The 20004-nt window shown below is 70.4% G+C and carries 19 protein-coding genes and 3 pseudogenes; 9 read left to right on the forward strand and 13 right to left on the reverse strand.

Going from position 1 to position 20004, the window contains the following annotated elements; genetic code table 11:
- Positions 1–102 precede the first annotated feature (102 nt).
- The 5 genes from MKK49_RS24780 to MKK49_RS09585 all read right to left on the reverse strand — a co-directional run bounded on the left by MKK49_RS24780 (position 103) and on the right by MKK49_RS09585 (position 4134).
- Positions 103–375 (reverse strand): PilZ domain-containing protein, encoded by a 273-nt coding sequence (locus MKK49_RS24780; RefSeq protein ID WP_409565049.1) that lies wholly within the window; start codon positions 373–375, stop codon positions 103–105.
- A 201-nt stretch (positions 376–576) separates the two neighbouring features.
- Complete coding sequence (locus MKK49_RS09570; protein ID WP_244027969.1) at positions 577–798, reverse strand: hypothetical protein; 222 nt, start codon at positions 796–798, stop codon at positions 577–579.
- A 172-nt stretch (positions 799–970) separates the two neighbouring features.
- Complete coding sequence (locus MKK49_RS09575) at positions 971–1885, reverse strand: alpha/beta hydrolase family esterase (RefSeq protein WP_244027970.1); 915 nt, start codon at positions 1883–1885, stop codon at positions 971–973.
- Positions 1886–1928: 43 nt separating this feature from the next.
- Entirely contained in the window at positions 1929–2342 is a 414-nt protein-coding gene (locus MKK49_RS09580) for a hypothetical protein (RefSeq protein ID WP_244027971.1), read from the reverse strand.
- Between the two features lie 394 nt (positions 2343–2736).
- Positions 2737–4134 (reverse strand): LLM class flavin-dependent oxidoreductase, encoded by a 1398-nt coding sequence (locus MKK49_RS09585; protein WP_244027972.1) that lies wholly within the window; start codon positions 4132–4134, stop codon positions 2737–2739.
- A gap of 309 nt (positions 4135–4443) precedes the next feature.
- On the opposite strand from MKK49_RS09585, the gene MKK49_RS09590 reads away from it, so the two are divergent.
- From MKK49_RS09590 to MKK49_RS09610, 5 genes are all read left to right on the forward strand, one after another.
- Complete coding sequence (locus MKK49_RS09590; RefSeq protein WP_244027974.1) at positions 4444–5661, forward strand: acyl-CoA dehydrogenase family protein; 1218 nt, start codon at positions 4444–4446, stop codon at positions 5659–5661.
- Between the two features lie 12 nt (positions 5662–5673).
- Entirely contained in the window at positions 5674–7038 is a 1365-nt protein-coding gene (locus MKK49_RS09595) for an LLM class flavin-dependent oxidoreductase (protein WP_244027975.1), read from the forward strand.
- 35 nt (positions 7039–7073) lie between these two features.
- Positions 7074–8078, forward strand: coding sequence for an aliphatic sulfonate ABC transporter substrate-binding protein (locus MKK49_RS09600; protein ID WP_244027976.1), 1005 nt, complete (start codon positions 7074–7076; stop codon positions 8076–8078).
- Between the two features lie 62 nt (positions 8079–8140).
- A complete protein-coding gene (locus MKK49_RS09605; protein WP_056488800.1) occupies positions 8141–8947 on the forward strand; it encodes an ABC transporter permease in 807 nt (268 codons plus the stop codon).
- 39 nt (positions 8948–8986) lie between these two features.
- Complete coding sequence (locus MKK49_RS09610) at positions 8987–9742, forward strand: ABC transporter ATP-binding protein (RefSeq protein WP_244027977.1); 756 nt, start codon at positions 8987–8989, stop codon at positions 9740–9742.
- A 10-nt stretch (positions 9743–9752) separates the two neighbouring features.
- Here MKK49_RS09610 and MKK49_RS09615 read toward each other — a convergent pair.
- The 3 genes and pseudogenes from MKK49_RS09615 to MKK49_RS09625 all read right to left on the reverse strand — a co-directional run bounded on the left by MKK49_RS09615 (position 9753) and on the right by MKK49_RS09625 (position 12345).
- Positions 9753–10547: pseudogene (locus MKK49_RS09615) on the reverse strand (MetQ/NlpA family ABC transporter substrate-binding protein).
- A 45-nt stretch (positions 10548–10592) separates the two neighbouring features.
- Positions 10593–11258, reverse strand: coding sequence for a methionine ABC transporter permease (locus tag MKK49_RS09620; protein WP_244027978.1), 666 nt, complete (start codon positions 11256–11258; stop codon positions 10593–10595).
- On the reverse strand, positions 11248–12345 hold the full coding sequence (locus MKK49_RS09625; protein WP_244027979.1) for a methionine ABC transporter ATP-binding protein: 1098 nt from the start codon (positions 12343–12345) through the stop codon (positions 11248–11250). Before MKK49_RS09625 ends, MKK49_RS09620 begins: the two co-directional genes overlap by 11 nt.
- Before the next feature lie 567 nt (positions 12346–12912).
- Between MKK49_RS09625 and MKK49_RS09630 the strand changes: the two genes are divergently transcribed.
- Positions 12913–13902 carry an ABC transporter substrate-binding protein gene (locus tag MKK49_RS09630; protein WP_244027980.1) on the forward strand — a complete coding sequence of 330 codons (990 nt, stop codon included), beginning with the start codon at positions 12913–12915 and terminating at the stop codon, positions 13900–13902.
- Between the two features lie 4 nt (positions 13903–13906).
- The gene (locus MKK49_RS09635; RefSeq protein WP_244027982.1) at positions 13907–14950 is read left to right on the forward strand and encodes an LLM class flavin-dependent oxidoreductase; all 1044 of its coding nucleotides are present in this window, start codon (positions 13907–13909) and stop codon (positions 14948–14950) included.
- Between the two features lie 3 nt (positions 14951–14953).
- Here the strand turns inward: MKK49_RS09635 and MKK49_RS09640 are convergent, their stop codons facing one another.
- The 5 genes from MKK49_RS09640 to MKK49_RS09660 form a co-directional block, all read right to left on the reverse strand.
- Positions 14954–15397: a YeeE/YedE family protein gene (locus tag MKK49_RS09640; RefSeq protein WP_244027984.1), complete on the reverse strand. Its 444-nt coding sequence runs from the start codon at positions 15395–15397 to the stop codon at positions 14954–14956.
- A complete protein-coding gene (locus MKK49_RS09645; protein ID WP_244027986.1) occupies positions 15394–15807 on the reverse strand; it encodes a YeeE/YedE family protein in 414 nt (137 codons plus the stop codon). Before MKK49_RS09645 ends, MKK49_RS09640 begins: the two co-directional genes overlap by 4 nt.
- A 65-nt stretch (positions 15808–15872) precedes the next feature.
- Complete coding sequence (locus MKK49_RS09650; RefSeq protein WP_244027988.1) at positions 15873–16760, reverse strand: ABC transporter permease; 888 nt, start codon at positions 16758–16760, stop codon at positions 15873–15875.
- On the reverse strand, positions 16757–17575 hold the full coding sequence (locus tag MKK49_RS09655; protein WP_244028114.1) for an ABC transporter ATP-binding protein: 819 nt from the start codon (positions 17573–17575) through the stop codon (positions 16757–16759). The genes MKK49_RS09650 and MKK49_RS09655 overlap by 4 nt, the downstream gene beginning before the upstream one ends.
- A gap of 91 nt (positions 17576–17666) precedes the next feature.
- The gene (locus MKK49_RS09660) at positions 17667–18701 is read right to left on the reverse strand and encodes an ABC transporter substrate-binding protein (protein ID WP_244027990.1); all 1035 of its coding nucleotides are present in this window, start codon (positions 18699–18701) and stop codon (positions 17667–17669) included.
- 523 nt (positions 18702–19224) lie between these two features.
- Between MKK49_RS09660 and MKK49_RS24785 the strand changes: the two are divergent.
- Both MKK49_RS24785 and MKK49_RS09670 read left to right on the forward strand, forming a co-directional pair.
- A pseudogene (locus MKK49_RS24785) lies at positions 19225–19455 on the forward strand (sulfite dehydrogenase); the annotation flags it as partial.
- A 16-nt stretch (positions 19456–19471) separates the two neighbouring features.
- A pseudogene (locus MKK49_RS09670) lies at positions 19472–19849 on the forward strand (c-type cytochrome); the annotation flags it as partial.
- Between the last annotated feature and the right edge of the window lie 155 nt (positions 19850–20004).

The following is a 20004-nucleotide window of genomic DNA, read 5'->3' on the forward strand; positions in this document are numbered from 1 at the left end:
CGGCTACCAGCCGCCTGCGCCAGAGGTCCTCATCTGGCCAACCGAACCGAGCGGATCAGTGCCGTCCGCTCGCCCTGCCATCGTCACGCGACCGACGATGCACTAACTTCGAACATGGGCCACCGAACGGGGGCAGGCCAAAGCCATTCGCACTGGAACAGTCAAGTCCCTATCCGTCATGGACAAAACAAACTGCTTGGGCAAGCTGTGCCGGCGAGCAACCGACAGCTTGGCCCCCGAAAGAGACAGATCGCGGATCACGCAGGGCAGCCTTTCCCCATCTTCCAGTATGACCTTCGCCAGTCGCATTGTTTCGCGACGCGTGGCGTATCGCTTCTCCTGTTTGCCTTGCACTTGACGCTCGTCCATCGCCATATATTTGTTGTGGCTGACCCAGCCTCAAGGTAGCGGCGTTCCGGTGGAGCAGACGTTAGCGTGAATGCGCGAAATGCCGAGTTTCACGACGATTTTACAGGCCGCGGAAGTAGCGGTCGGCCGATCCCTACCTTCCGCTCCCCGGCGGACTAACTCTGAAGGGCCCGCCCGCCGCCGTTCCCTCAGATTACATGATCAAGCTCAGAAGCTTTTCGTAGCCTCATCGACGATTATCTTGGCCGCACGGTAGAGGCTGGGGCCGCCCACACCAAGTTCCGCGGACGCTTGAACGAAGATGTTGTCGGCTTCGGTGCGGGACAGCATCCCCTTGTCGACCAACGTCCGCATTAGGGTTGTCAGGATCGCTGTTGATGCGAGCCCCGTCGCGCCTGGGTTGCGCAGGGCTGTTTCACTGATTGCCATTAGATTACCTCTCAGGGATTAGGCCGTCGAGCTTAGCTGCCGAGGATTCTCCCGGGACGGAGCTCCGTCCCGCTGCATCCATCGATGAAGCGCATCACCGATGATTGGCGTCGGGCACCACCGTCGCGGGCTCAAGGTGCGCGATCAAGCGTCGGAAGAGCGCGCAAGTGTCTCAATTCTGGCCTAATCCCCGGTCCTTCGCATGAGACATGAAGAACCGCATCATCTCGCGGCTTGCGTCGGGTCCCGCAGGGTCGGTGTGCGAACCGGAGGGGTGACCGCCCGCCCATGCATGTCCGCCGCCATGCAGGACCCACTGCTCCGAGGACCACGCATTCCCCGGCATCGTGAGGACGGTTCGAGTGTACGCCCTTCCTCCCTCGGATCGTCCCTTCTCGGTGGCGCTGCTCACGTTTGCAGCGGGCCGGGCCTGCGCAATGGCTTGATCACCGTTCACTGGTGAGACGGTCTTGTCGCGGTCGCCGTGGAAGACGATGGTCGGCATCGGTTGCGTCGCCCGTCGCGGCTGGGACGAAGCCCCGCGACGCATCGCCAGGAGTGCCGCCGCCATCGACCCGGCGGACCCATGGGCCAACCCCGAATGGATGCCGACCGCGGCATAGAGGTCCGGGTAGGTCATCGCCATGACGGACGCCGCCGCCCCGCCGGATGAAAGGCCGGCGACGTAGACCCTTGAAGGGTCGACGTCGAACTCGTCCATGACTTGGCGCGTCAGGCCCGCCAGGATGGATGGCTCGCCCAGGTCGCGTTGCTGATCCCCGTCCCGGAACCAGTTCCAGCTCTTGGCCATGTTGGCCGACCTTGGCTGGTCCGGGTAGGCCACGAGGAAGCCCTGCTCCTCGGCAAGCCCGTCCATCCGGGTGCCAATGGCGAAGTCGCGTGACGACTGCGAACAGCCATGCAGCATCACGACGAGCGGAAGTGGCCCGTCGCTACGTACCGGCGGGACGAACAGGTCGTAGGCCCGACTACCGGTCTGGTTTCCGAAGCGACGTGCGAGGGCGCGCGGGCGGCCGATGGATCGCCCCCACACGCTCGTGGGGGCTATCCCGAGGCTGCCGGTCATCGTGTCCTATCCTGCGGGAAGCTGCCCGGCGCAATTTGTTAGACTACGGCAACGCGCCGATCATGCCCTTGGCCTCGCTCATGGTGTTCTCGCAGGCGCGCTTGTCGCCGCGGCGGTCCTCGTCCGCGGCCCGGATGATGAGCGTTCGCGCGACTGCGACGTGGTCCGCGGTGGAGACTGTTTCGGGATCACTCGGGGCGTCCAGGCGCACCGTGGTCAAGCCGCGGGGGGACCCGGTGCGGATCGTGCGGCCCTCCTGCAGTCCGGCGATCTCAATGGCGCCGGCACTGTCGAGGCGGCGTTCAATGGTGCCGATCTGCTCGGCGCACGATGAGGCCAGGGCGGGAAGCGGCGAGAGGGCGAGGAGGATGGCGGAAAGGGTTGGGATGAAGTGCATTGGGATGGCCTTCGGCGAGGTGGCAGCATCGCGGCTCCGTTCGACGAACGAATGGCCCAACGCCGTCCCTCACGCGGCGATGCGAGGGTAGCTTCCGATTAACAGCGTCGGGAACCGTATGTTGCACTGCAGCACGAAAACGCCGGGCAGCTACGCTCACCGGACGTGACTCGATTGCCCGAACGTCTAGGGTGTCGGCCCGGGTGCACTAATACGCGTGGTACGACGACGATGGGCGCCGGCTGAATAGATAAAACGGCATGGCAAATGTCCGGTTTCGAGCGAAGGTCAGACCCCCCTACAACGTGGTTGGGTCGCGATCCGCCAATCCACTCTAAGACCGACACGGGTGGACGGCTGCCCGTCTGCTTTCGGGAGGCGAATTGGAAAAGCGGACGCTTGCTCCAAAGACACTGAGAGCGGGCTTGCAACGAGCCGGACGCCTGCGCTCACCTCATGACGCGGCGAGCAGGCTCTTCGCCACCTCTCGGCGGAAGCCCGCGCCGGGATGGCTCGCCTTGAGAAGCGGTCCGCTGCCCGGGAACAGCTTCTCGCGCAGCGTGCCCTCCGCGTACCGGGTCTTGAAGGCGCCGCGCGCCTGGAGTTCCGGCACGACGAGGTCGACGAAGGCCTCCAGGGTTTCGGGGGCCACCGCGCGGGTCAGGTTGAAGCCGTCGGCGTCGGTGGCCTCGGCCCAGGCGACGAGTTCGTCGGCGACTTCCGAGGGCGCGCCGACGATGAAGGGCGCGCGGGCCCCGCGCGGGCCGAACGCGGCGAAATCCGCCCGGGTGAAGGGCCGCTCGCCGTCTTGCGTCAGGGTCTCCACCAGGGACTGCATGGCGTTGGTCTTGACGTAGACCAGGGCCTCGTCGGGACCCAGGACCGACAGGTCGATGCCGGTCCAGCCCGAGACCAGGGCGAGCTGGCCCTCGACGTCGATGTAGCGCGCATACTCGTCGCGTAAGGACAGGGCCTCGGCGCGGGTCGGCGCCACGATGACTGTTGCGCCGAGGAACATGCGGATATCGTAAGGGTCGCGCCCGGCGGCGCGGGCCGCCTCGCGCAGGTCGCGCACGGCCTTGGCGGCCAGCGGCTTCGTCTGGCCGTTGAGGAACACGGCCTCGGCGTGGCGCCCGGCGAAGATCTTGCCCCGACTCGACGTGCCGGCTTGGTAGAGCACCGGCGTGCGCTGGGGCGACGGCTCGGCGAGGTGGCGGCCATCGACGCGGTAATACGGACCGTCGTGCCGGATGCGGTGGACCCGTGCCGGATCTGTGAAGACGCCGCCCGCCCGGTCGCGCCGCACGGCGCCTGCCTCCCAGCTGCCCTCCCAGAGCTTGTAGGTGGCCTCCAGGAAGTCGTCCCCCGCCTCGTAGCGTGTGTCGTGCGCCCGCGCCGTGTCCTGGCCCATGCCGCGGGCGCCGCTCTCGAGGTAGCCGGTGACGATGTTCCAGCCGATTCGGCCGCCGGTGAGGTGGTCGAGGGTCGTGATCCGCCGGGCGAAGGGATAGGGGTGCTCGTAGGTCAGGTTGGCGGTGACGCCGAAGCCGAGATGGCGGGTCGCCTGCGCCATGGCGGGCACCACCAGGAACGGGTCGATGTTGGGCGCCTGCGCCGCCCGCGCCAGGGCCGCGTCGGCTGTGCCGCCGTAGACGTCGTACTGACCGAGTACGTCGGCGAGGAAGATTCCGTCGAAGAGGCCGCGCTCGGCGGTGCGCGCGAGCTCCACCCAGTAGTCGAGGCTGTTGTAGGCGCTGCCCGTGTCGCGCGGGTGCCGCCACAGGCCGGCCCAGGTGTGGCCCGGCGAGGCCATCTGGAAGGCGTTCAGCCGCAGTTCTCGGCGCGTCGTCATCGAAGGATCCGTCTGCAGCGGGCGTGGCCTCGCCGGGTCTCGCCCGGGCAGGCGAGAGGCACGGGCAGGCGAGGGACCAGGAAGCTCAAGGTATTGCTCCCGGACGTCCGGTCAACAAGAACCTTCTTTTTTGGATCGCATCGCCCAGAGGAGGTTTGTTCTTGCGAAGATGTTCCTGGAGATCCGTGTCCCAAATTCATGCGAAGGCACGTCATTTCCCTGACGAAGACTTGAGTTTCGAACGGTAATCCCGGATTTCAACAACGGCTGCCCGAGGGTTCAGCCGGCTCAGGACGGGATTGCAGGATCATGTCGCAAACGGATGCGGGCTGGGGTGCCGGCCCGAGCGCCCGCTACGAAGACCTCGCCGCGCGCTTTCGCCCGGCCTTCGCCGAGATCCGCGCCACCGCCGTGGCGCGGGACGGGGCGCGCCGGCTGCCGCATGCCGAGATCGGCTGGCTCAAGGAGGCGGGCTTCACCACCCTTCGGCTGCCGGAAGCGGCGGGCGGGCACGGGGCGAGCCTGCCCGAACTGTTCAATCTGCTGATCGAGCTGTCGCAGGCCGATTCCAACGTCACCAACGCGCTGCGCGCGCATTTCGGCTTCACCGAGGACGTGCTGTGCTCGACCTCGCCCGAATGGCAGGCGCGCTGGACCGAGCGGATCGCCGCCGGGGAGACCATCGGCAGCGGCGTCTCCGAGACCGGGGAGGCCAAGGTCGGCCAGTTCGACACCATCCTCCGCCGGCGCGGGGCCGAGCGGGTCGTCGACGGTCGGAAATTCTACACCACCGGCTCGCTGTTCGCCGACTGGATCCACCTCTCGGCACAGGACGAGGACGGCGCGCCTGTGGTCGCGGCGGTCTCGACCCGGGCCCCTGGCGTGGAGATCGTCGACGACTGGGACGGATTCGGGCAGGCGCTGACCGCGAGCGGCACCGCGCATTTCACCGGCGTCGTGGTCGCGCCCGACTGGATCAAGCCGGACCCGGTGCGCTTCCCCTACGCCATGGCGTTCTTCCAGCTCGTGCATCTGGCGACGCTGGCCGGCATCGGCCGGGCCGCGGCCGAGGACGTCGCCCGGCTCGTGGGCGAGCGCCGGCGCGTCTACAGCCACGGCAACGCGGCCCGCACCGGCGACGACCCGCAGATCCAGGCGGTGGTCGGCCGCGTGCGGGGCAACGCCTACGCGGCCGGCGCCATCGTGCTGAAGGCGGCCGAGGCGCTGCAGCGGGTGTTCGAGGTCCGCCGCGCCGGGGCCGACGCGACGGCGCCGGCGGCGCTCGCCGACGTCGAGGTCAACCAGGCGGTCACGGTGGTGACGAACCTCGTGCTGGAGGCCACCACCGGCCTGTTCGACGCGCTCGGCGCCTCGGCGGTGAAGGAGGGCCTGGGCCTCGACCGCTACTGGCGCAACGCCCGCACCATCGCCTCGCACAATCCGCGGATCTACCGCGACCGCATCGTCGGGGCCTTCGCGGTCAACGGCACCGCGCCGCCGCGCGAGTACCGCGTCGGTTCGGCCTGAGGTCAGCCCGCGATGCCGGCCCGCTCCGACCGCATGCGCCTCGGCGCCTTCCTGTATCCCGGCGGGCACCACGTCGCGGCCTGGCGCCACCCGTCCGCCCAGGCCGATGCCGGCGTCAACGCCGCGCATTACCGGCGGATCGCCAGGACGGCGGAGGCGGCGAAGTTCGACCTGATCTTCCTTGCCGACGGCGTCGCGGTCCGGGGCGAGGACATCGACGCCCTCAGCCGCACGGCGATCCGCTATGTCGGGCAGTTCGAGCCCCTGACCCTACTCTCCCACCTCGCGGCGGTGACCGAGCGGATCGGCCTCGTGGCCACGGCCTCCACCACCTATAACGAGCCCTTCCACGTCGCCCGCAAGTTCGCCTCCCTCGACCACCTCAGCGAGGGCAGGGCCGGCTGGAACCTCGTGACCTCCGCTGACCTGCGCGAGGCCTGGAACTTCAGCCGCGAGAGCCACCTCGCCCATGCCCACCGCTACGCCCGGGCGGAGGAGTTCGTCGACGTGGTCCGGGGCCTGTGGGATTCCTACGCGGACGACGCCTTCGTGCGCGACCGGGAGTCCGGCCGGTTCTTCGACCCGGACCGGTTGCACCTCCTGGCTCACGAGGGCGCGCACTTCTCGGTGCGCGGACCTCTCAACGTGCCGCGCCCGCCGCAGGGTCATCCGGTCGTGGTGCAGGCGGGCTCCTCAGAGGCCGGCAAGGCGCTGGCCGCCCGCACCGCCGAAATCGTCTTCACCGCGCAAGAGACCCTGGCGGACGCGACCGCCTTCTATGCCGACGTGAAGGGCCGCATGGCCGGCTTCGGGCGCGACCCCGATCATCTCAAGATCATGCCCGGCGCCTTCCCGGTCGTCGGCCGCACGGAGGGCGAGGCCCAGGACCGCTACGGGGAATTGCAGGACCTGATCCACCCCGTGGTCGGCCGCTCGCTCCTCGAACAGCTCGCCGGCGCCGACCTGTCGGCCTATCCGGACGAGGCCCCGGTGCCGGATCTGCCCGAGACCGAGGGCGGCAAGAGCCGGCAGGCCCTGATGCTGACGCTGGCGCGGCGCGAGGGGCTGACCATCCGCGAGCTTTATCTGCGCATCGCCGGCGCCCGCGGGCACTGGACCCTGGTCGGCAAGCCGAGCCGGATCGCCGACGCGCTGCAGGAGCGCTTCGAGGCCCACGGCGCGGACGGATTCAACATCATGCCGCCGACGCTGCCCGGCGGCCTCGACGATTTCGCCGCCCTGGTGATCCCCGAACTCCAGCGCCGCGGCCTGTTCCGCACGGATTACGAGGGCCGCACTCTTCGCGAAAACCTCGGCCTGCCGCGGCCGTCCCATCGCCACCCCGCCGCCGCGATCCGGGTGCCGACCGCCCCATGACCCGTCCCTCCTCTACGCATCAGGACCCCGAGCCCATGACGATCCGCCCGCGGCGCCGCCACGTCTCCCTCACCCGCCGCTTTCTCCTCGCCGCCGCCTGCGTGGCCCTCCTGCCGCTGGGCGCGGCCCGGCGGAGCGAGGCCGCCGAGGTGACGGAGGTTCGCCTCGACTGGGCGACCTACAACCCGGTCAGCCTCGTCCTGAAGGAGAGGGGCTTCCTCGAATCCGCCCTGAAGGAGCGGGGCATCGCCGTGCGCTGGACGCAGTCGCTCGGCTCGAACAAGGCGCTGGAATTCCTGAACGGCGGGGCCATCGACTTCGGCTCCTCGGCCGGGGCGGCCGCCCTGCTGGCGCGCCTCAACGGCAACCCGGTCAAGGCGATCTACGCCTACTCGCAGCCGGAATGGACCGCCCTGGTGACCACGAAGGACAGCGGTATTCGGACGCCCGCGGACCTCAAGGGCAAGCGGATCGCGGTGACGCGGGGCACCGATCCGCACATCTTCCTCATCCGCGCCCTCCAAGGCGCAGGGCTCACCGAGAAGGACGCCAAGCTCGTCCTGCTCCAGCATGCCGACGGGCGCACCGCCCTGGAGCGCGGCGACGTCGACGCCTGGGCCGGCCTCGACCCGATGATGGCGGCCTCCGAGATCGAGGGCGGCACCCGCCTGTTCTTCCGGGACCCGGCCGCCAACACCTGGGGCGTCCTCGACGTGCGCGAGGATTTCGCCAAGGCCCATCCGGACCTCGTGAAAGTCGTCATCGCCGCCTACGAGCAGGCGCGCACCTATGCGATCGCCAACCCGGAGGCCGTGACGCGCGCCCTCGTGGCCGCGACCAAGCTGCCCGAAGCCGTGATCGCCCGCCAGCTCGCCCGCACCGATCTGAGCCGGCCCGAGATCGGCCGGGTCCAGGCCGAGAGCATCCGGGCGGCGGGTGTCGCCCTTCAGCAGGCCGGCGTGATCCCGGCGGAGACCGACGTGGCCGCGGCCGTCGACGGGCTGATCGATCCCCGCTTCACAGCCGGGTCCGAGCGGTGAGCGCGGGAACCGCGTCCCCGCTCCTCGCGTCCGGCACGGGAGGCGACGGCACCGCTCCGGCAATGCCCGGGCTGAACCGATCCTGGCGACGGGGTGCCGGTCGCACGGGCGGGCGCCTCGTCCTCGGCATCCTGATCCCCCTGGCCCTCGCCCTGGGCTGGGAGCTCGCCATCCGGTCGGGCCTCGCCCAGGGGCGGCTGCTGCCGCCGCCGAGCCGGGTCCTCGGGACGCTGCTGGCGCTGGCCCAGTCCGGGGACCTCCGGCTGCACGTCCAGGCGACGCTGCTGCGCGTCGCCCTCGGCTTCGTGGCCGGCGCCGGGGCGGGCATCCTCGTGGGCGCCCTCACCGGCACGCTGCCGCTGGCCCGTCACCTCCTCGACCCCAGCCTGCAGGCCCTGCGGGCGGTGCCCTCGCTCGCCTGGGTGCCGCTCTTCATCCTCTGGCTCGGCATCCTCGAGACGCCGAAGGTCGTGCTCATCGCCGTCGGGGTGTTCTTCCCGGTCTATGTCGGAGTTTCCGGCGCGATCGCGTCGGTGGATCGCAAGCTCGTGGAGGTCGGACGCATCTTCCGCCTGTCGCGCCTCGCGCTCGCCCGCCGCATCCTCCTGCCGGCGGTACTACCCGGCACCCTGGTGGCGCTCCGCACCGGTCTCGGGCTCGGCTTCCTGTTCGTGGTGGCGGCCGAGCTGATGGGCGCCTCGGAAGGGCTCGGCTACCTCCTGGTGGACGGCCAGCAATTCGGGAAGCCGGACCAGATCCTGGCGGCCATCCTGGCCTTCGCCCTGTTGGGCAAGCTCGCCGACGGCCTCCTCGTCCTGGCGACCCGGCCGCTGCTGCGCTGGCAGGATGTCAGCCGCGGCGTGCTTTAGGACTGGCCCCACCACGGACATGGCTTCGGACACACGGCGATGCTGACGATCCAGGACCTGTCGAAGACCTACGCGGACGGGACGCGGGCGCTCTCCGGCCTGACCCTCTCCCTCGCGCCGGGCGAGATCGTCGCCGTGGTGGGCGGCTCGGGTTGCGGCAAGACCACCCTCCTGCGCCTCGTGGCGGGCCTCGACGTCGCGACGGCGGGCCTGATCCGGCTCGACGGCGCCACCATCGACGGCCCGCATCCCGGCCTCGGCCTGGTCTTCCAGGAGCCGCGGCTGCTGCCCTGGCTCAGCATCGCCGAGAATGTGGGGTTTGGCCTCGCCGACCGGCCGGCGGCCGAGCGCCGGGCCCGGGTGGCCCGCGCCCTCGACCGCGTCGGTCTCGCCGACCATGCGGGGCGCTGGCCGCGCGAGCTCTCCGGCGGCCAGCAGCAGCGCGTCGCCATCGCCCGGGCCTTCGTGGCCGACCCCCGGGTCCTCCTGCTCGACGAGCCCTTCTCGGCCCTCGACGCCGTCACGCGCGAGGACCTGCACCGCCACCTGCTGGCGCTCTGGGCCGAGACCCGCCCGACCATCCTCCTCGTCACCCACGACGTCGCCGAGGCCGCGTCCCTCGCGGACCGGGTCGTGGTCATGCGCCCCCATCCCGGCCGCATCCACGGGACGGTCGCGCTCGATGCGCCTCGCTCCGGGGACGCGGCGGCCCAGGATCGGACCGCGCGCACCCTGCGGGCCCTGCTGGACCAGTCCCTCGCCGCGCCCCCGCGTCCGGTGGCGCAGACCGCCTGACCGGCGCGGCCTACCAGCTCGTGAGCACCGCCCCGCCGAAGGTCGTCTCCACGAAGGCCTTGGTCTCGGGCGTGCGGTAGCTCTCCACCAGGGCCTTGACCCAGGGCTTGCCCTGTCAGGCCTCGCGGACCGCCAGCATGTTCACGTAGGGCCCCTTCGGCGCCTCCTTCAGGAGCGCGTCGGAGGGCTTGAGGCCGGCGGGCGTCGCGTAGTTGGTGTTGACCGCCGCGGCGTCCACGTCGTCGAGGGCGCGGGGCGTCTGGGCCGCGTCCACCTCGATGAAGCGGAGCCTGCGCGGATTCTCGACGATGTCGGCCACCGTCGGCTTGAACCCGGTGCCGGGGGCCAGCTTGATCACGCCCTTGTCCTGCAGGAGCAGAAGCGAGCGCCCGCCATTGGTCGGGTCGTTCTGGATCGCCACGGTGCCGCCGTTCGGCACCGCGTCGAAGCTTTTGTGGCGCTTCGAATAGATGCCCAGGGGGAAGTTCACCGTGAGGCCGACACCGGTGATCCGGTAGCCCCGGTCGGCCTTCTGGTTGTCGAGGAAGGGCTGGTTCTGGAACGAGTTCGCCTCGATCTCGCCGGCCGAGAGGGCCTCGTTCGGCACGACGTAGTCGGAGAACTCGATGATCTGGAGGTCGAGCCCCCGCTTCGCCGCGATCGGCTTCACCGCCTCGAGGATCTGCGCGTGCGGCCCCGGGGTCGCCCCGATGCGGACCCGCGTCAGGGGTTCGGCCCGCGCTGGAGCGGGAACAGCCGAGCCGGACACGGCGAGGAGGGCGGCGAGGGTCAGGGCGCGCAGCATGGCGGATCGTCCGGGTTGGGGGCGGGAGGGGTGCGAAGGTGCGCGTCAGGCCTGCCGGATGCGCCGGTTCAGGCGCCGCGCCAGGCCCTCGCCGACGGTCTGCACCGCCTGGACGAGGACCACGAGGACGACGACCACGGCCAGCATCATCTCGGGCCGGAAGCGCTGGTAGCCGTAGCGGATGCCGAGGTCGCCGAGGCCCCCGCCGCCGACGGCGCCGACCATGGCCGAGAAGCCGAGGAGGGAGACCACCGCCAGGGTCAGGCCCGACACGATGCCGGGCAGCGCCTCGGGGATCAGCACCTTGGCGATGATCTGCCCCGGGCTCGCCCCGAAGGCGCGGGCCGCCTCCACGAGGCCCGGATCGACCTCACGGATCGCCGCCTCGATCAGGCGCGCCAGGAAGGGCGTCGCCGCCACCGTGAGCGGGACCGTGGCGGCGAGTGTCCCGATCGAGGTGCCGGCGATGAGCCGGGTGAAGGGAATGATCGCCACCACCAGGATGATGAAGGGCGTCGAGCGGGTCGCGTTGACGACGAAGCCGAGCACGGCGTTCGCGATCGGCGCTGCGAGGAGTTCGCCCCGCCGGCTCGTCGCCAGGAAGATCCCCAGCGGCAGGCCGAACAGGGTGCCGAGGGAGGCGGCGAGCACCACCATCGTGAGGGTGTCGCCGGTGGCCTGGACGAGGAGGCGGATCAGTTCAGGCGACACGGGACGCCTCCTGGGCCGGCGGCAGGTATCCCAGGACCTGACTGTCGATGCCGTGCTGCGCCAGGTAGGCCCGCGCCCGTGCCGCCACGTCGGGCGCCGGCGGCAGCCTGATCGCCAGGGAGCCGAACGGACGGCCGCCGATCTCGTCCACGGTGCCGGCGAGGATCGCGGCCTCGATGCCGGTGTCGCGGGCGAGCCGGGCCAGGATCGCACTGCCGTCCGGGGCGTCGTCGAAGGCGATGCGCAGCACCACGGTCGCGCCCGGCCGTGCGCCGGCCCTGATCCGCGCCGCCAGTGCCGGGGGCAGCCCATGGCCCATTTCTCCCGCGAGGAGGGAGCGCGTGATCTCGGCCTGCGGCCGGGTGAAGACGTCGAAGGCCGAGCCCTGCTCGACGATCGCGCCGTTCTCGATCACCGCGACGCGGTCGGCCACGGCGCGGATCACCGACATCTCGTGGGTGATGAGCACGATGGTGAGGCCGAACTCCCGGTTGATGCGCGCGAGGAGCGCCAGGATCGACCGGGTGGTCTCCGGGTCCAGGGCCGAGGTCGCCTCGTCGGAGAGCAGCACCTCCGGCCGCGTCGCCAGGGCCCGGGCGATGCCGACGCGCTGCTTCTGCCCGCCCGACAGCTCGGCGGGATAGCGCCCCGCCTGATCGGCGAGCCCCACGAGATCGAGCAACTCGGCGACCCGCGCCCGGATCGCGGTCGGCGTCCAGCCGGCGATCTCCAGGGGCAGCGCGACGTTGCCGGCGGCGTCCCGGGACGAGAGTAGGTTGAAGTGCTGGAAGATCATCCCGACCTGGGCCCGCAGGGCGCGCAGCTCCCGCGCGCGCAGGGCCGACACCTCGGCATCCCCGACCCAGACACGGCCCGCACTCGGCCGCTCCAGTCCGTTGATCAGGCGGATCAGGGTCGACTTGCCGGCACCCGAGCGCCCGATGATGCCCAGGATCGACCCGGCCGGAACGGAGAGATCGATGCCGTCCAGGGCAGCGACCGCCGCCCCGTTGCGCCGGGGCGCGTAGGTCTTCGAGATGGATTCGAAGCGGATCACGGCCTCGGCGAACTGGGTGATCGACGGCATGGACGGGATGATCCGCGGCCCGGCCCCGCGCTTGCCGATCTCGGGAGCCGGAAGACGAGGGCAGGTCTCTTAAAGCACAGGAAAGAACTTCATTTATTCACAACCAGTCCGCACCCAGTCAATGAAAGCAGAGGCCAAATTGCGACGCCACCGAGGATGAAAGCCGTGGTGTCGGACGGTCGCGCGAGAAGGGTCTTCCCCGGGCCCGCGATCCGCGCACCGGAGGCGTAATCCCGCCCCCGACCGTGATGAATGCCTCCCGGTGGAAAGAGGGGTTGAGCCGAGCAACACCGCGATGACGTCCTGGACCGCCACCATTCTCGAGCTTTGTCGATTCGCAGGCGCATTCCCCCACGAAAGTGCGCAAATTCGAAAAACCATTTTCTTGCGAAATCTTGGCGCGCGCCGGTAGATCTTCGGCACGGGATCGTGATCTCACGGCAACGGCACAAGTGATCCGCGAACGGTCCCGCGAAGACCGTCGGCGGCGCGGTGCGCGACGTTGTCCCACGAGACTTTCCACTGCGGGACTTACACCCTGCGAGACTTGCCATCCGGAGACGATTCATGACCGACGACATGCCGCGCGGGACCGTCCTGTCGCGCCGGACGATCCTGCGCGCCGGCCTCGGGGCCGCAGCGCTGGCACCCCTCGGGACGCCGGCGCTCCACGCTGCCGAGCGGACCGTCCGCCTGAGCTACCAGCGCTCCTCGACCCTGCTCACCATCCTGAAAGCGAAGGGTACCCTGGACGAGCGCCTGAAGCCCCTGGGGTTCGCGCCTTCCTGGCACCTCTTTACCAGCGTGATCGAGCCGATGAACGCCGGCGCGGTCGACCTGCACGCGGATGTCGCCGACGCGGTGCCGATCTTCACCCAGGCCGCCGATGCGCCACTCACGTTCTATGCCCGCGAGGTCGGCTCGCCCTCGGCGGAAGCCATCATCGTCCCCGAGGACTCGCCGATCCGCTCCATCGCCGACCTGAAGGGGCGCACGGTCGGCGTCTCGCGAGGGTCGGGCTGCCACTTCATCCTGGCAGCCGCCCTCAAGCGAGCGGGCCTCGCCTTCACCGACATCAAGCCGGCCTATCTCCAGGCGCCGGAGGGGCTGGCGGCCTTCGGCCAGGGCAGCCTCGACGCCTGGGTGATCTGGGACCCGTTCCTCGCCATCGCCCAGGCCAAGCGGCCGGTGCGGGTGTTGGCCGACGCCACCGGCCTGTCGAGCTACCACCGCTACTATCTCGCCAACGACCGCTTCGTGGCCGAGAACCCGCGGGTCGTCGGGATCGTCTACGACGCGCTCCGGCAAGCGGGACGCTGGGTCAAGGCCGAGCCCGATGCGGCGGTGGCGCTCCTCGCGCCGATCTGGGGCGATCTCTCCCCGGAGGTGGTCGCCACCGTGAACCGGCGCCGGACCTACGAGGTCACGCCGGTGGTGCGGTCCGAGCTCGGCGAGCAGCAGGCCATCGCCGATACCTTCCGCGAGGCCAAGCTGATTCCCCGCGACCTCGACGCGACCGCGGTGAAGACCTGGCAGCCAGCGGCGGAGCGGGGCTGAGCGCATGACCCATCCCCTCCGCTTCGGGATCTGGGCGGCCGTCCACGGCTCCCGCGCTGCCCACCACGATCCGGACGAGCCCGACGACGCCAGCTGGGACCGCAACCGCGCCCTGGTGCTGGAGGCCGAGGCGCTGGGCTTCGACGCCGTGCTCGTCGCCCAGCACACCGCCAACCCCTACGACGACGGTCGCGACCAGCTCGAGGCCTGGACGGCCTCGGCCGCGCTCGCCGCCCTGACCCGGCGCATCGAGATCATCGCGGCGATCAAGCCCGGGCTCTACCACCCCGTGGTCCTGGCCAAGATGGCCCTGCAGATTGAGCACATCGCCCGCGGGCGCTTCGCCCTGAACCTCGTGAATGCCTGGAACCGGGCCGAGTTCGAGCGGGCCGGCCTGCCCTTTCCAGTCCACGACGCGCGCTACGCCTTCGGCGCCGAATGGATCGGCCTCGTGGACCGGCTGATGCGGGGCGAGCGCGTCACCCATGCGGGTCCGCACTTTCGGGTGTCGGATTACCAGTTGCGCCCGGCCGGCAGCTTCCGGCCGCGCCCGACGATCTATCTCGGCGGCGAATCCGAACCGGCCCGGGCGCTGGCGGCAAGCCAAGCCGACGTCTGGTTCATCAACGGCCAGCCCCTCGCGGATGTCGCGGCGCTGATCGCCGACGTCGCCCGCCGGCCTGCTGCCAACGGTCCCCTGCGCTACGGGCTCTCGGCCTTCGTCATCGCCCGTGAGACCGATGCGGAGGCGGAGCGCGAGCATGCGCGCCTGCTGGCCCTGGCCGACCGCGACGCGGGCCTGCGGGCGGACACCCGGACGCGTACGGACACGGCGAGCGTGATGTTCGCCAAGACCGACGCCGCGGCCTCCCGCCATGTCGGGACCAACGGCGGCACCGCCGCAGGCCTCGTCGGCAGCTACGACACCGTCGCGTCCCGCATCCGCGCCTTCCATGCCGCCGGCATCGAGCTCTTCATGCTGCAATTCCAGCCGTTCGAGGCCGAGATGCGGCGCTTCGCCGTAGAGGTCATGCCCCGGGTGCGCTGAGGCTCAGGCGCGGGCGACGAAGCGCTGGTGGGCCGCCATGCCCACCAGCATGGCGGTAACGAAGACCGTCACGGGCAGCGCCCCCGTCGACAGGGCCGCCACGGCGGGGCCGGGACAAAAGCCCGACAGGCCCCAGCCGAGCCCGAACAGGGCCGCGCCCCCGATCAGCGGCCGGTCGATCCGGCGGTTCGTCGGCAACTCGAAGGCGGCTGCCAGGGCCGGGCGCGGCAGGCGCCGGGCCAGGGCGTAGCCGAGGCCGGCGACGCTGACCGCCCCGCCGAGGACGAAGGCGAGGGTCGGGTCCCAGGTCTGACGCCCGTCGAAGGCGCCGGTCACGTCGAGGAAGCCCTGGACCCGGGCCGGGTCGAGCATCCCTGAGAGCGACAGGCCGAGGCCGAAGATCAGTCCGGTGGCGAGGGCCGCGAGCAGGCGCAGCGCGGCGTTCATGCCAGCGCCCGTAAGGTGGCGACGGTGAGTATACCGGACCCCAGAAAGGTCAGGACCGCCGCCAGCGAGCGGGCCGAGAGTCGGGCGAGGCCGGCCACACCGTGGCCGCTGGTGCAGCCCGACCCGAGCCGGGTGCCGAACCCGACGAGGAGGCCGGCGACGAGGAGCACCGGCAGCGGGGCGACGAACCGCATCGCCGGCCAGGCCCCGGTGGCGAGGGCGAAGACCGGCGGCCCGGCGATCAGGCCGGCGACGAAGGCGCCATCGACCCATCGGCGCAGGCCCCGATCCCGGCCGAGGCCGGCCACGAGGCCGCTGATCCCGGCGATGCGCCCGTTGAGGAGCATCAGGAGCGCCACCGACAGGCCGATCAGGGCGCCGCCCAGGAATCCGGACGCATAGGTGCTCATGGGGACCGGCCCTGCTCCGTCACCGCGTGTCGCCCCTGGCCTGTCATCGCCGACCCGGCCATATCCTACCGGGCCATGCCCCAGCGCCGCACGGTGAGCCGCTCGAAGGCCGCGAACACCAGGTTCTCGACCACGAGGCCGATGACGATGACGAGGACGAGGCCGGCGAAGACCCGGTCGGTGTAGAGTTCGTTGCGGTTCTGGAAGATGTACCAGCCGAGGCCGCCCCGCCCCGAGGCGGCGCCGAACACCAGTTCGGCCGCGATCAGGGTGCGCCAGGCGAAGGCCCAGCCGATCTTCAGGCCCGACAGGATGGCCGGCAGGGCAGCCGGAATCAGGATCCGCAGGACGTAGGACGGCCCCCGCAGGCCGTAGTTGCGCCCCGCCATCCGCAGGGTCTCGGGCACGCCCTGGAAGCCCGCATAGGTGTTGAGCGCCATCGGCCACAACACCGAATGGATCAGCACGAAGATCAGGCTGCCGGAGCCGAGGCCGAACCAGAGCAGGGCGAGCGGCAGCAGGGCGATGGCCGGCAGCGGATTGAACATCGCCGTCAGGGTCGAAAGCAGGTCGCGGCCGACCTGCGTCGAGACCGCGAGGGTCGTGAGCCCGAAGGCCAGCACGATGCCGGCGACATAGCCCTGCAACAGCACGGTCAGGGAGATCCGCACCCGGTCCAGCAACTCGCCGTTGACGAGGCCGTCGACGAGAGCGGACATCGTGGCGAGAAATCCGGGCAGCAGCAGGTCGTTGTCCTGCCAGCGCGCCAGCGCCTCCCAGAGCAGCGCCAGGGCGGCGATGATCAGGCCCTTGCGCAGCCAGTCCTGCTGCCACAGCCGCGCACCGAGCGGCAGCGCGTGCTCCACCGGCGCCTCCACGAAGGGCGTGAGCACCCGGTCGTATTCCGGGCGGATCGGGGGCACGAGACCGGGGCGCGTCGCCGAAAAGCTCATCGGGCCGCCTCCGCCGGGGCGTCGGTGTCGAACAGGCGCGCGTGCAGGCGCTGCACCGCCGCCTGGAAGGCCTCGCTGCCGATGCTGGAGAGGTCGAAGGCGTGGCTGTTGAATTCGGCCCGCACCCGGCCGGGATGGGGCGAGAGCAGGGCCACCCGGTTGCCGACCACCAGGGCCTCCTCGATGGAATGCGTGACGAAGAGCAGGGTGAAGCGGGCCTCGTCCCAGAGGGCGAGCAGTTCTTCCTGCATCCGCCGCCGGGTCAGGGCGTCGAGGGCCGCGAAGGGCTCGTCCATCATCAGCACCCGGGGCTGCATGGCCAGGGCGCGGGCGATGGCGACCCGCTGCTTCATGCCGCCTGAGAGCTGGTGCGGGTAGCTGTCGGCGAAGGGCGTGAGCCCGACCTTGTCGATGTAGTGGCGCGCGCGCTCCTGCGCCTCCCGCCGGCCCAGCGCCTTGGCGGCCCGCAGCGGAAAGGCGACGTTCTGCGCCACCGTCTTCCAGGGCGGCAACTGGTCGAATTCCTGGAACACCACGATGCGGTCCGGTCCGGGCGCGCGTACCGGCGCGCCCGCCAGGGTGATCGAGCCCTCCACCGGCGTGATGAAGCCGGCCGCTGCTTTCAGCAGGGTGGACTTGCCGCAGCCCGAGGGCCCGAGCAGGACGAAGCGGTCGGCCGCGTGGATGTCGAGGTCGATCCTGTGCGTGGCCCGCACCACCCGCTGCGGCGTGCGGTATTCGAGGGTGACGCCCCGGATCTGCAGCAAGGGCGACGGGCCGGGCGCGGGTTCCGGCGCCGGCCGGGCGGGGGCCACGTCGCGCCGGACGAAGCCGCGCGGGCGCGGCTCGGCCAACTCCAGGACGGACAGGTCGGACAGGGTGGCGGCGGAGATCACGGCGGGCCGCTCAGCTGCCGGTGGTGATGCGCGGATCGGCGAAGAAGTAATCGCCGATGGCCTGGGGCGCGGACTTGATCGCCCCGACCCGATGCATGAACTGGCCCAGCCCGAGGGTGTTCTCCGGCGCCACCTTGAAGGTCACGGCCGGGTTGGTGATGATCGTCTTCAGCAGGCCCGTGTCGAGCTTGCTGTTGGTCGTCCGGATGTAGATCTCGGCCGCCGTCTGCGGATTTTCGGTGATGAACTTCGCCGCCTCGTCGAGGGCGTCCAGGAAGGCCCTGTAGGTCTTCGGACTGGTCTTGTAGAAGTTCTCCGTCCCGTAGAGCACCGTCGAGGATGACGGGCCGCCCTGGACGTCGTACGAATTCAGGACGATGCGCGCCTTGGGGTTCTCGGCCAGCTCCTGGTCCTGGAACGGCGGGTTGCCGAAATGGCCGGTGATCTCGGTGCCGCCCTTGATGATCGCGGCCGCCGCCTCCGGGTGCGGGACCGCGACGCTGATCCGGTCGAGCTTGGCGAACTCCTTGTCCCCCCAGAGCTTGGCCGAGGCCCATTGCAGGATCCGCGACTGCACCGACACGCCCACCGCCGGGACCGCGATGCGGTCCTTCTCGCCGAAATCGGCGATGGTCTTCACCGCGGGATTGTTGGTGACGAGGTAGTAGGGAAAGTTGCCGAGCGAGGCGATGCCCTTGACGTTCTGCCGGCCCCGGGTGCGGTCCCAGAGGGTGAAGAGCGGCCCGACGCCGGCCCCGGCCACCTCGATGTTGCCCGACAGCAGCGCGTCGTTGACCGCCGCACCGCCCGAGAGCTGGACGTAGTCGACCTTGATGTCGAGGCCGGCCGCCTTGCCGTGCTTCTCGATGAGCTTCTGGTCCTCGACCACGTTGAGGAGCAGGTAGACGACGCCGAACTGCTTGGCGATCCGCAACTGGCCCTCGGCCGCCGCTGCGGCGCCAGCGAGCCACGCCCACAGGGCCAACCCGCAGAGCAAGGCACCCGTCAGCCGCCGCGAGAAGAAGGTCTGTTGCCTGGTCGTCATCGTATCCGCCGCCGACATGTCTGGAGAAGCTGCCTTGTCTGAAGACAATCCAGGTGATTCGGGTCGATAAAGAGCCCTGGATCGATGACGGGGATGGTATCCTGTGTCCGGATTGGGTCAATAAAAGCGTCGTCTTTATTCCGATCGCGCCGGAGACTGTTCGTGTTTCACGCTCGGGCTTCCGGAGGGTATTTCTCCCGACACACAATATTAGCGCCGGAAACCTCGCTGCGATGCGGGGAAGTACCGCTTCCGTTCGCCGGTCCGATCTGCAGGCGTTGCGCCCGCCGCGGGGACCGGAGCCCGATCGAACGTCCTGGCAAGAATTTCACCCCGGAGCCGGCTCGTCCAGAGGCTATTTCTCTCGCTGTCCGCCGACGATGGAAAGACCGTTTCGTTGATCGCCCCGCATGGATACGCTGGAATGCCGGTCTTCGGGGCACCGTTGATCCGGCCCTCCCGCGCACCGTCGCGTGCGGCCTCCGTGCCCCGATCGTCCTCACCGCCGTCCGAATTTCGTCCCATGCCCCCTGAAGCCCTGCGCCGGCCCGCGCATCGACGCGGTTTGCTTCGCCTCGCCGATGGCCTCGACGGCACGCCGCTGCAGCATCTGCACGGGATCATCACCCCGAAGGGCCTCCATTTCGAGCGTCACCATGCTGGCGTCCCGGCGATCGACCCGGACCGCCACCGGCTGGCGATCCACGGTCTGGTGGAGCGCCCCCTCGTCCTGACCATGGACGACCGGCTACGCCCAGCCTGACCGCGCCGCCCTGTTCGGGGCGCGCTGCGCGGCCTGCCACGGGGGCAAGGGCAAGGGCGAGGGCAAGGGCGAGGGCGGCAGCGCCGATGCGCTGGCCGGCGGCCAGGGTTCGCTCCCCACACCGAAGCCGGTCCGGACGGTGGGCAGCGACTGGCCCTATGCCACCACCCTGTTCGACGACATCCGGCGCGCCATGCCCTTCGACGCGCCGCAATCCTTCGGCTCGGACGAGACCTACGCCCTGAGCGCCGACGTCCTCCGCCTCAACGGCCTCCTGCCGGAGAACGCCGTGCTGGATGCCGGCACGCTCCCGGCGGTGGCGATGCCGAACCGGCACGGCTTCACCGGGGACGCGCGCCCCGACATCCCGGTGCCGGCCCGCTGAGCCGGCCGGAATCGGCCGCGCAGGACAAGCCTGCTCCCGGGACCCGTTCGGGAGGAAGGCTGTGCCCGGAGGCGGCCGATCTTTGGAAACCGCTCTCATTGACCCTAGAGGCCCCGGATCGGCACACTTCCCCGAGGCGCGGCGCTCCCGTCCGT

Origin of the sequence: Methylobacterium sp. J-090 (genome assembly GCF_022829345.1) — a bacterium.
GTDB lineage: Bacteria > Pseudomonadota > Alphaproteobacteria > Rhizobiales > Beijerinckiaceae > Methylobacterium.

Bases quoted from the DNA above. Each gene is read 5' to 3' on its own strand.
- MKK49_RS24780 (WP_409565049.1), bottom strand. From the start codon at position 375: ATGGCGATGGACGAGCGTCAAGTGCAAGGCAAACAGGAGAAGCGATAC.
- MKK49_RS09590 (WP_244027974.1), top strand. From the start codon at position 4,444: ATGTCGCAAACGGATGCGGGCTGGGGTGCCGGCCCGAGCGCCCGCTAC.
- MKK49_RS09630 (WP_244027980.1), top strand. From the start codon at position 12,913: ATGACCGACGACATGCCGCGCGGGACCGTCCTGTCGCGCCGGACGATC.
- MKK49_RS09635 (WP_244027982.1), top strand. From the start codon at position 13,907: ATGACCCATCCCCTCCGCTTCGGGATCTGGGCGGCCGTCCACGGCTCC.
- MKK49_RS09650 (WP_244027988.1), bottom strand. From the start codon at position 16,760: ATGAGCTTTTCGGCGACGCGCCCCGGTCTCGTGCCCCCGATCCGCCCG.
- MKK49_RS09660 (WP_244027990.1), bottom strand. From the start codon at position 18,701: ATGACGACCAGGCAACAGACCTTCTTCTCGCGGCGGCTGACGGGTGCC.
- MKK49_RS09575 (WP_244027970.1), bottom strand. From the start codon at position 1,885: ATGACCGGCAGCCTCGGGATAGCCCCCACGAGCGTGTGGGGGCGATCC.
- MKK49_RS09640 (WP_244027984.1), bottom strand. From the start codon at position 15,397: ATGAACGCCGCGCTGCGCCTGCTCGCGGCCCTCGCCACCGGACTGATC.
- MKK49_RS09610 (WP_244027977.1), top strand. From the start codon at position 8,987: ATGCTGACGATCCAGGACCTGTCGAAGACCTACGCGGACGGGACGCGG.
- MKK49_RS09605 (WP_056488800.1), top strand. From the start codon at position 8,141: ATGCCCGGGCTGAACCGATCCTGGCGACGGGGTGCCGGTCGCACGGGC.
- MKK49_RS09645 (WP_244027986.1), bottom strand. From the start codon at position 15,807: ATGAGCACCTATGCGTCCGGATTCCTGGGCGGCGCCCTGATCGGCCTG.
- MKK49_RS09585 (WP_244027972.1), bottom strand. From the start codon at position 4,134: ATGACGACGCGCCGAGAACTGCGGCTGAACGCCTTCCAGATGGCCTCG.
- MKK49_RS09600 (WP_244027976.1), top strand. From the start codon at position 7,074: ATGACGATCCGCCCGCGGCGCCGCCACGTCTCCCTCACCCGCCGCTTT.
- MKK49_RS09625 (WP_244027979.1), bottom strand. From the start codon at position 12,345: ATGCCGTCGATCACCCAGTTCGCCGAGGCCGTGATCCGCTTCGAATCC.
- MKK49_RS09595 (WP_244027975.1), top strand. From the start codon at position 5,674: ATGCCGGCCCGCTCCGACCGCATGCGCCTCGGCGCCTTCCTGTATCCC.
- MKK49_RS09570 (WP_244027969.1), bottom strand. From the start codon at position 798: ATGGCAATCAGTGAAACAGCCCTGCGCAACCCAGGCGCGACGGGGCTC.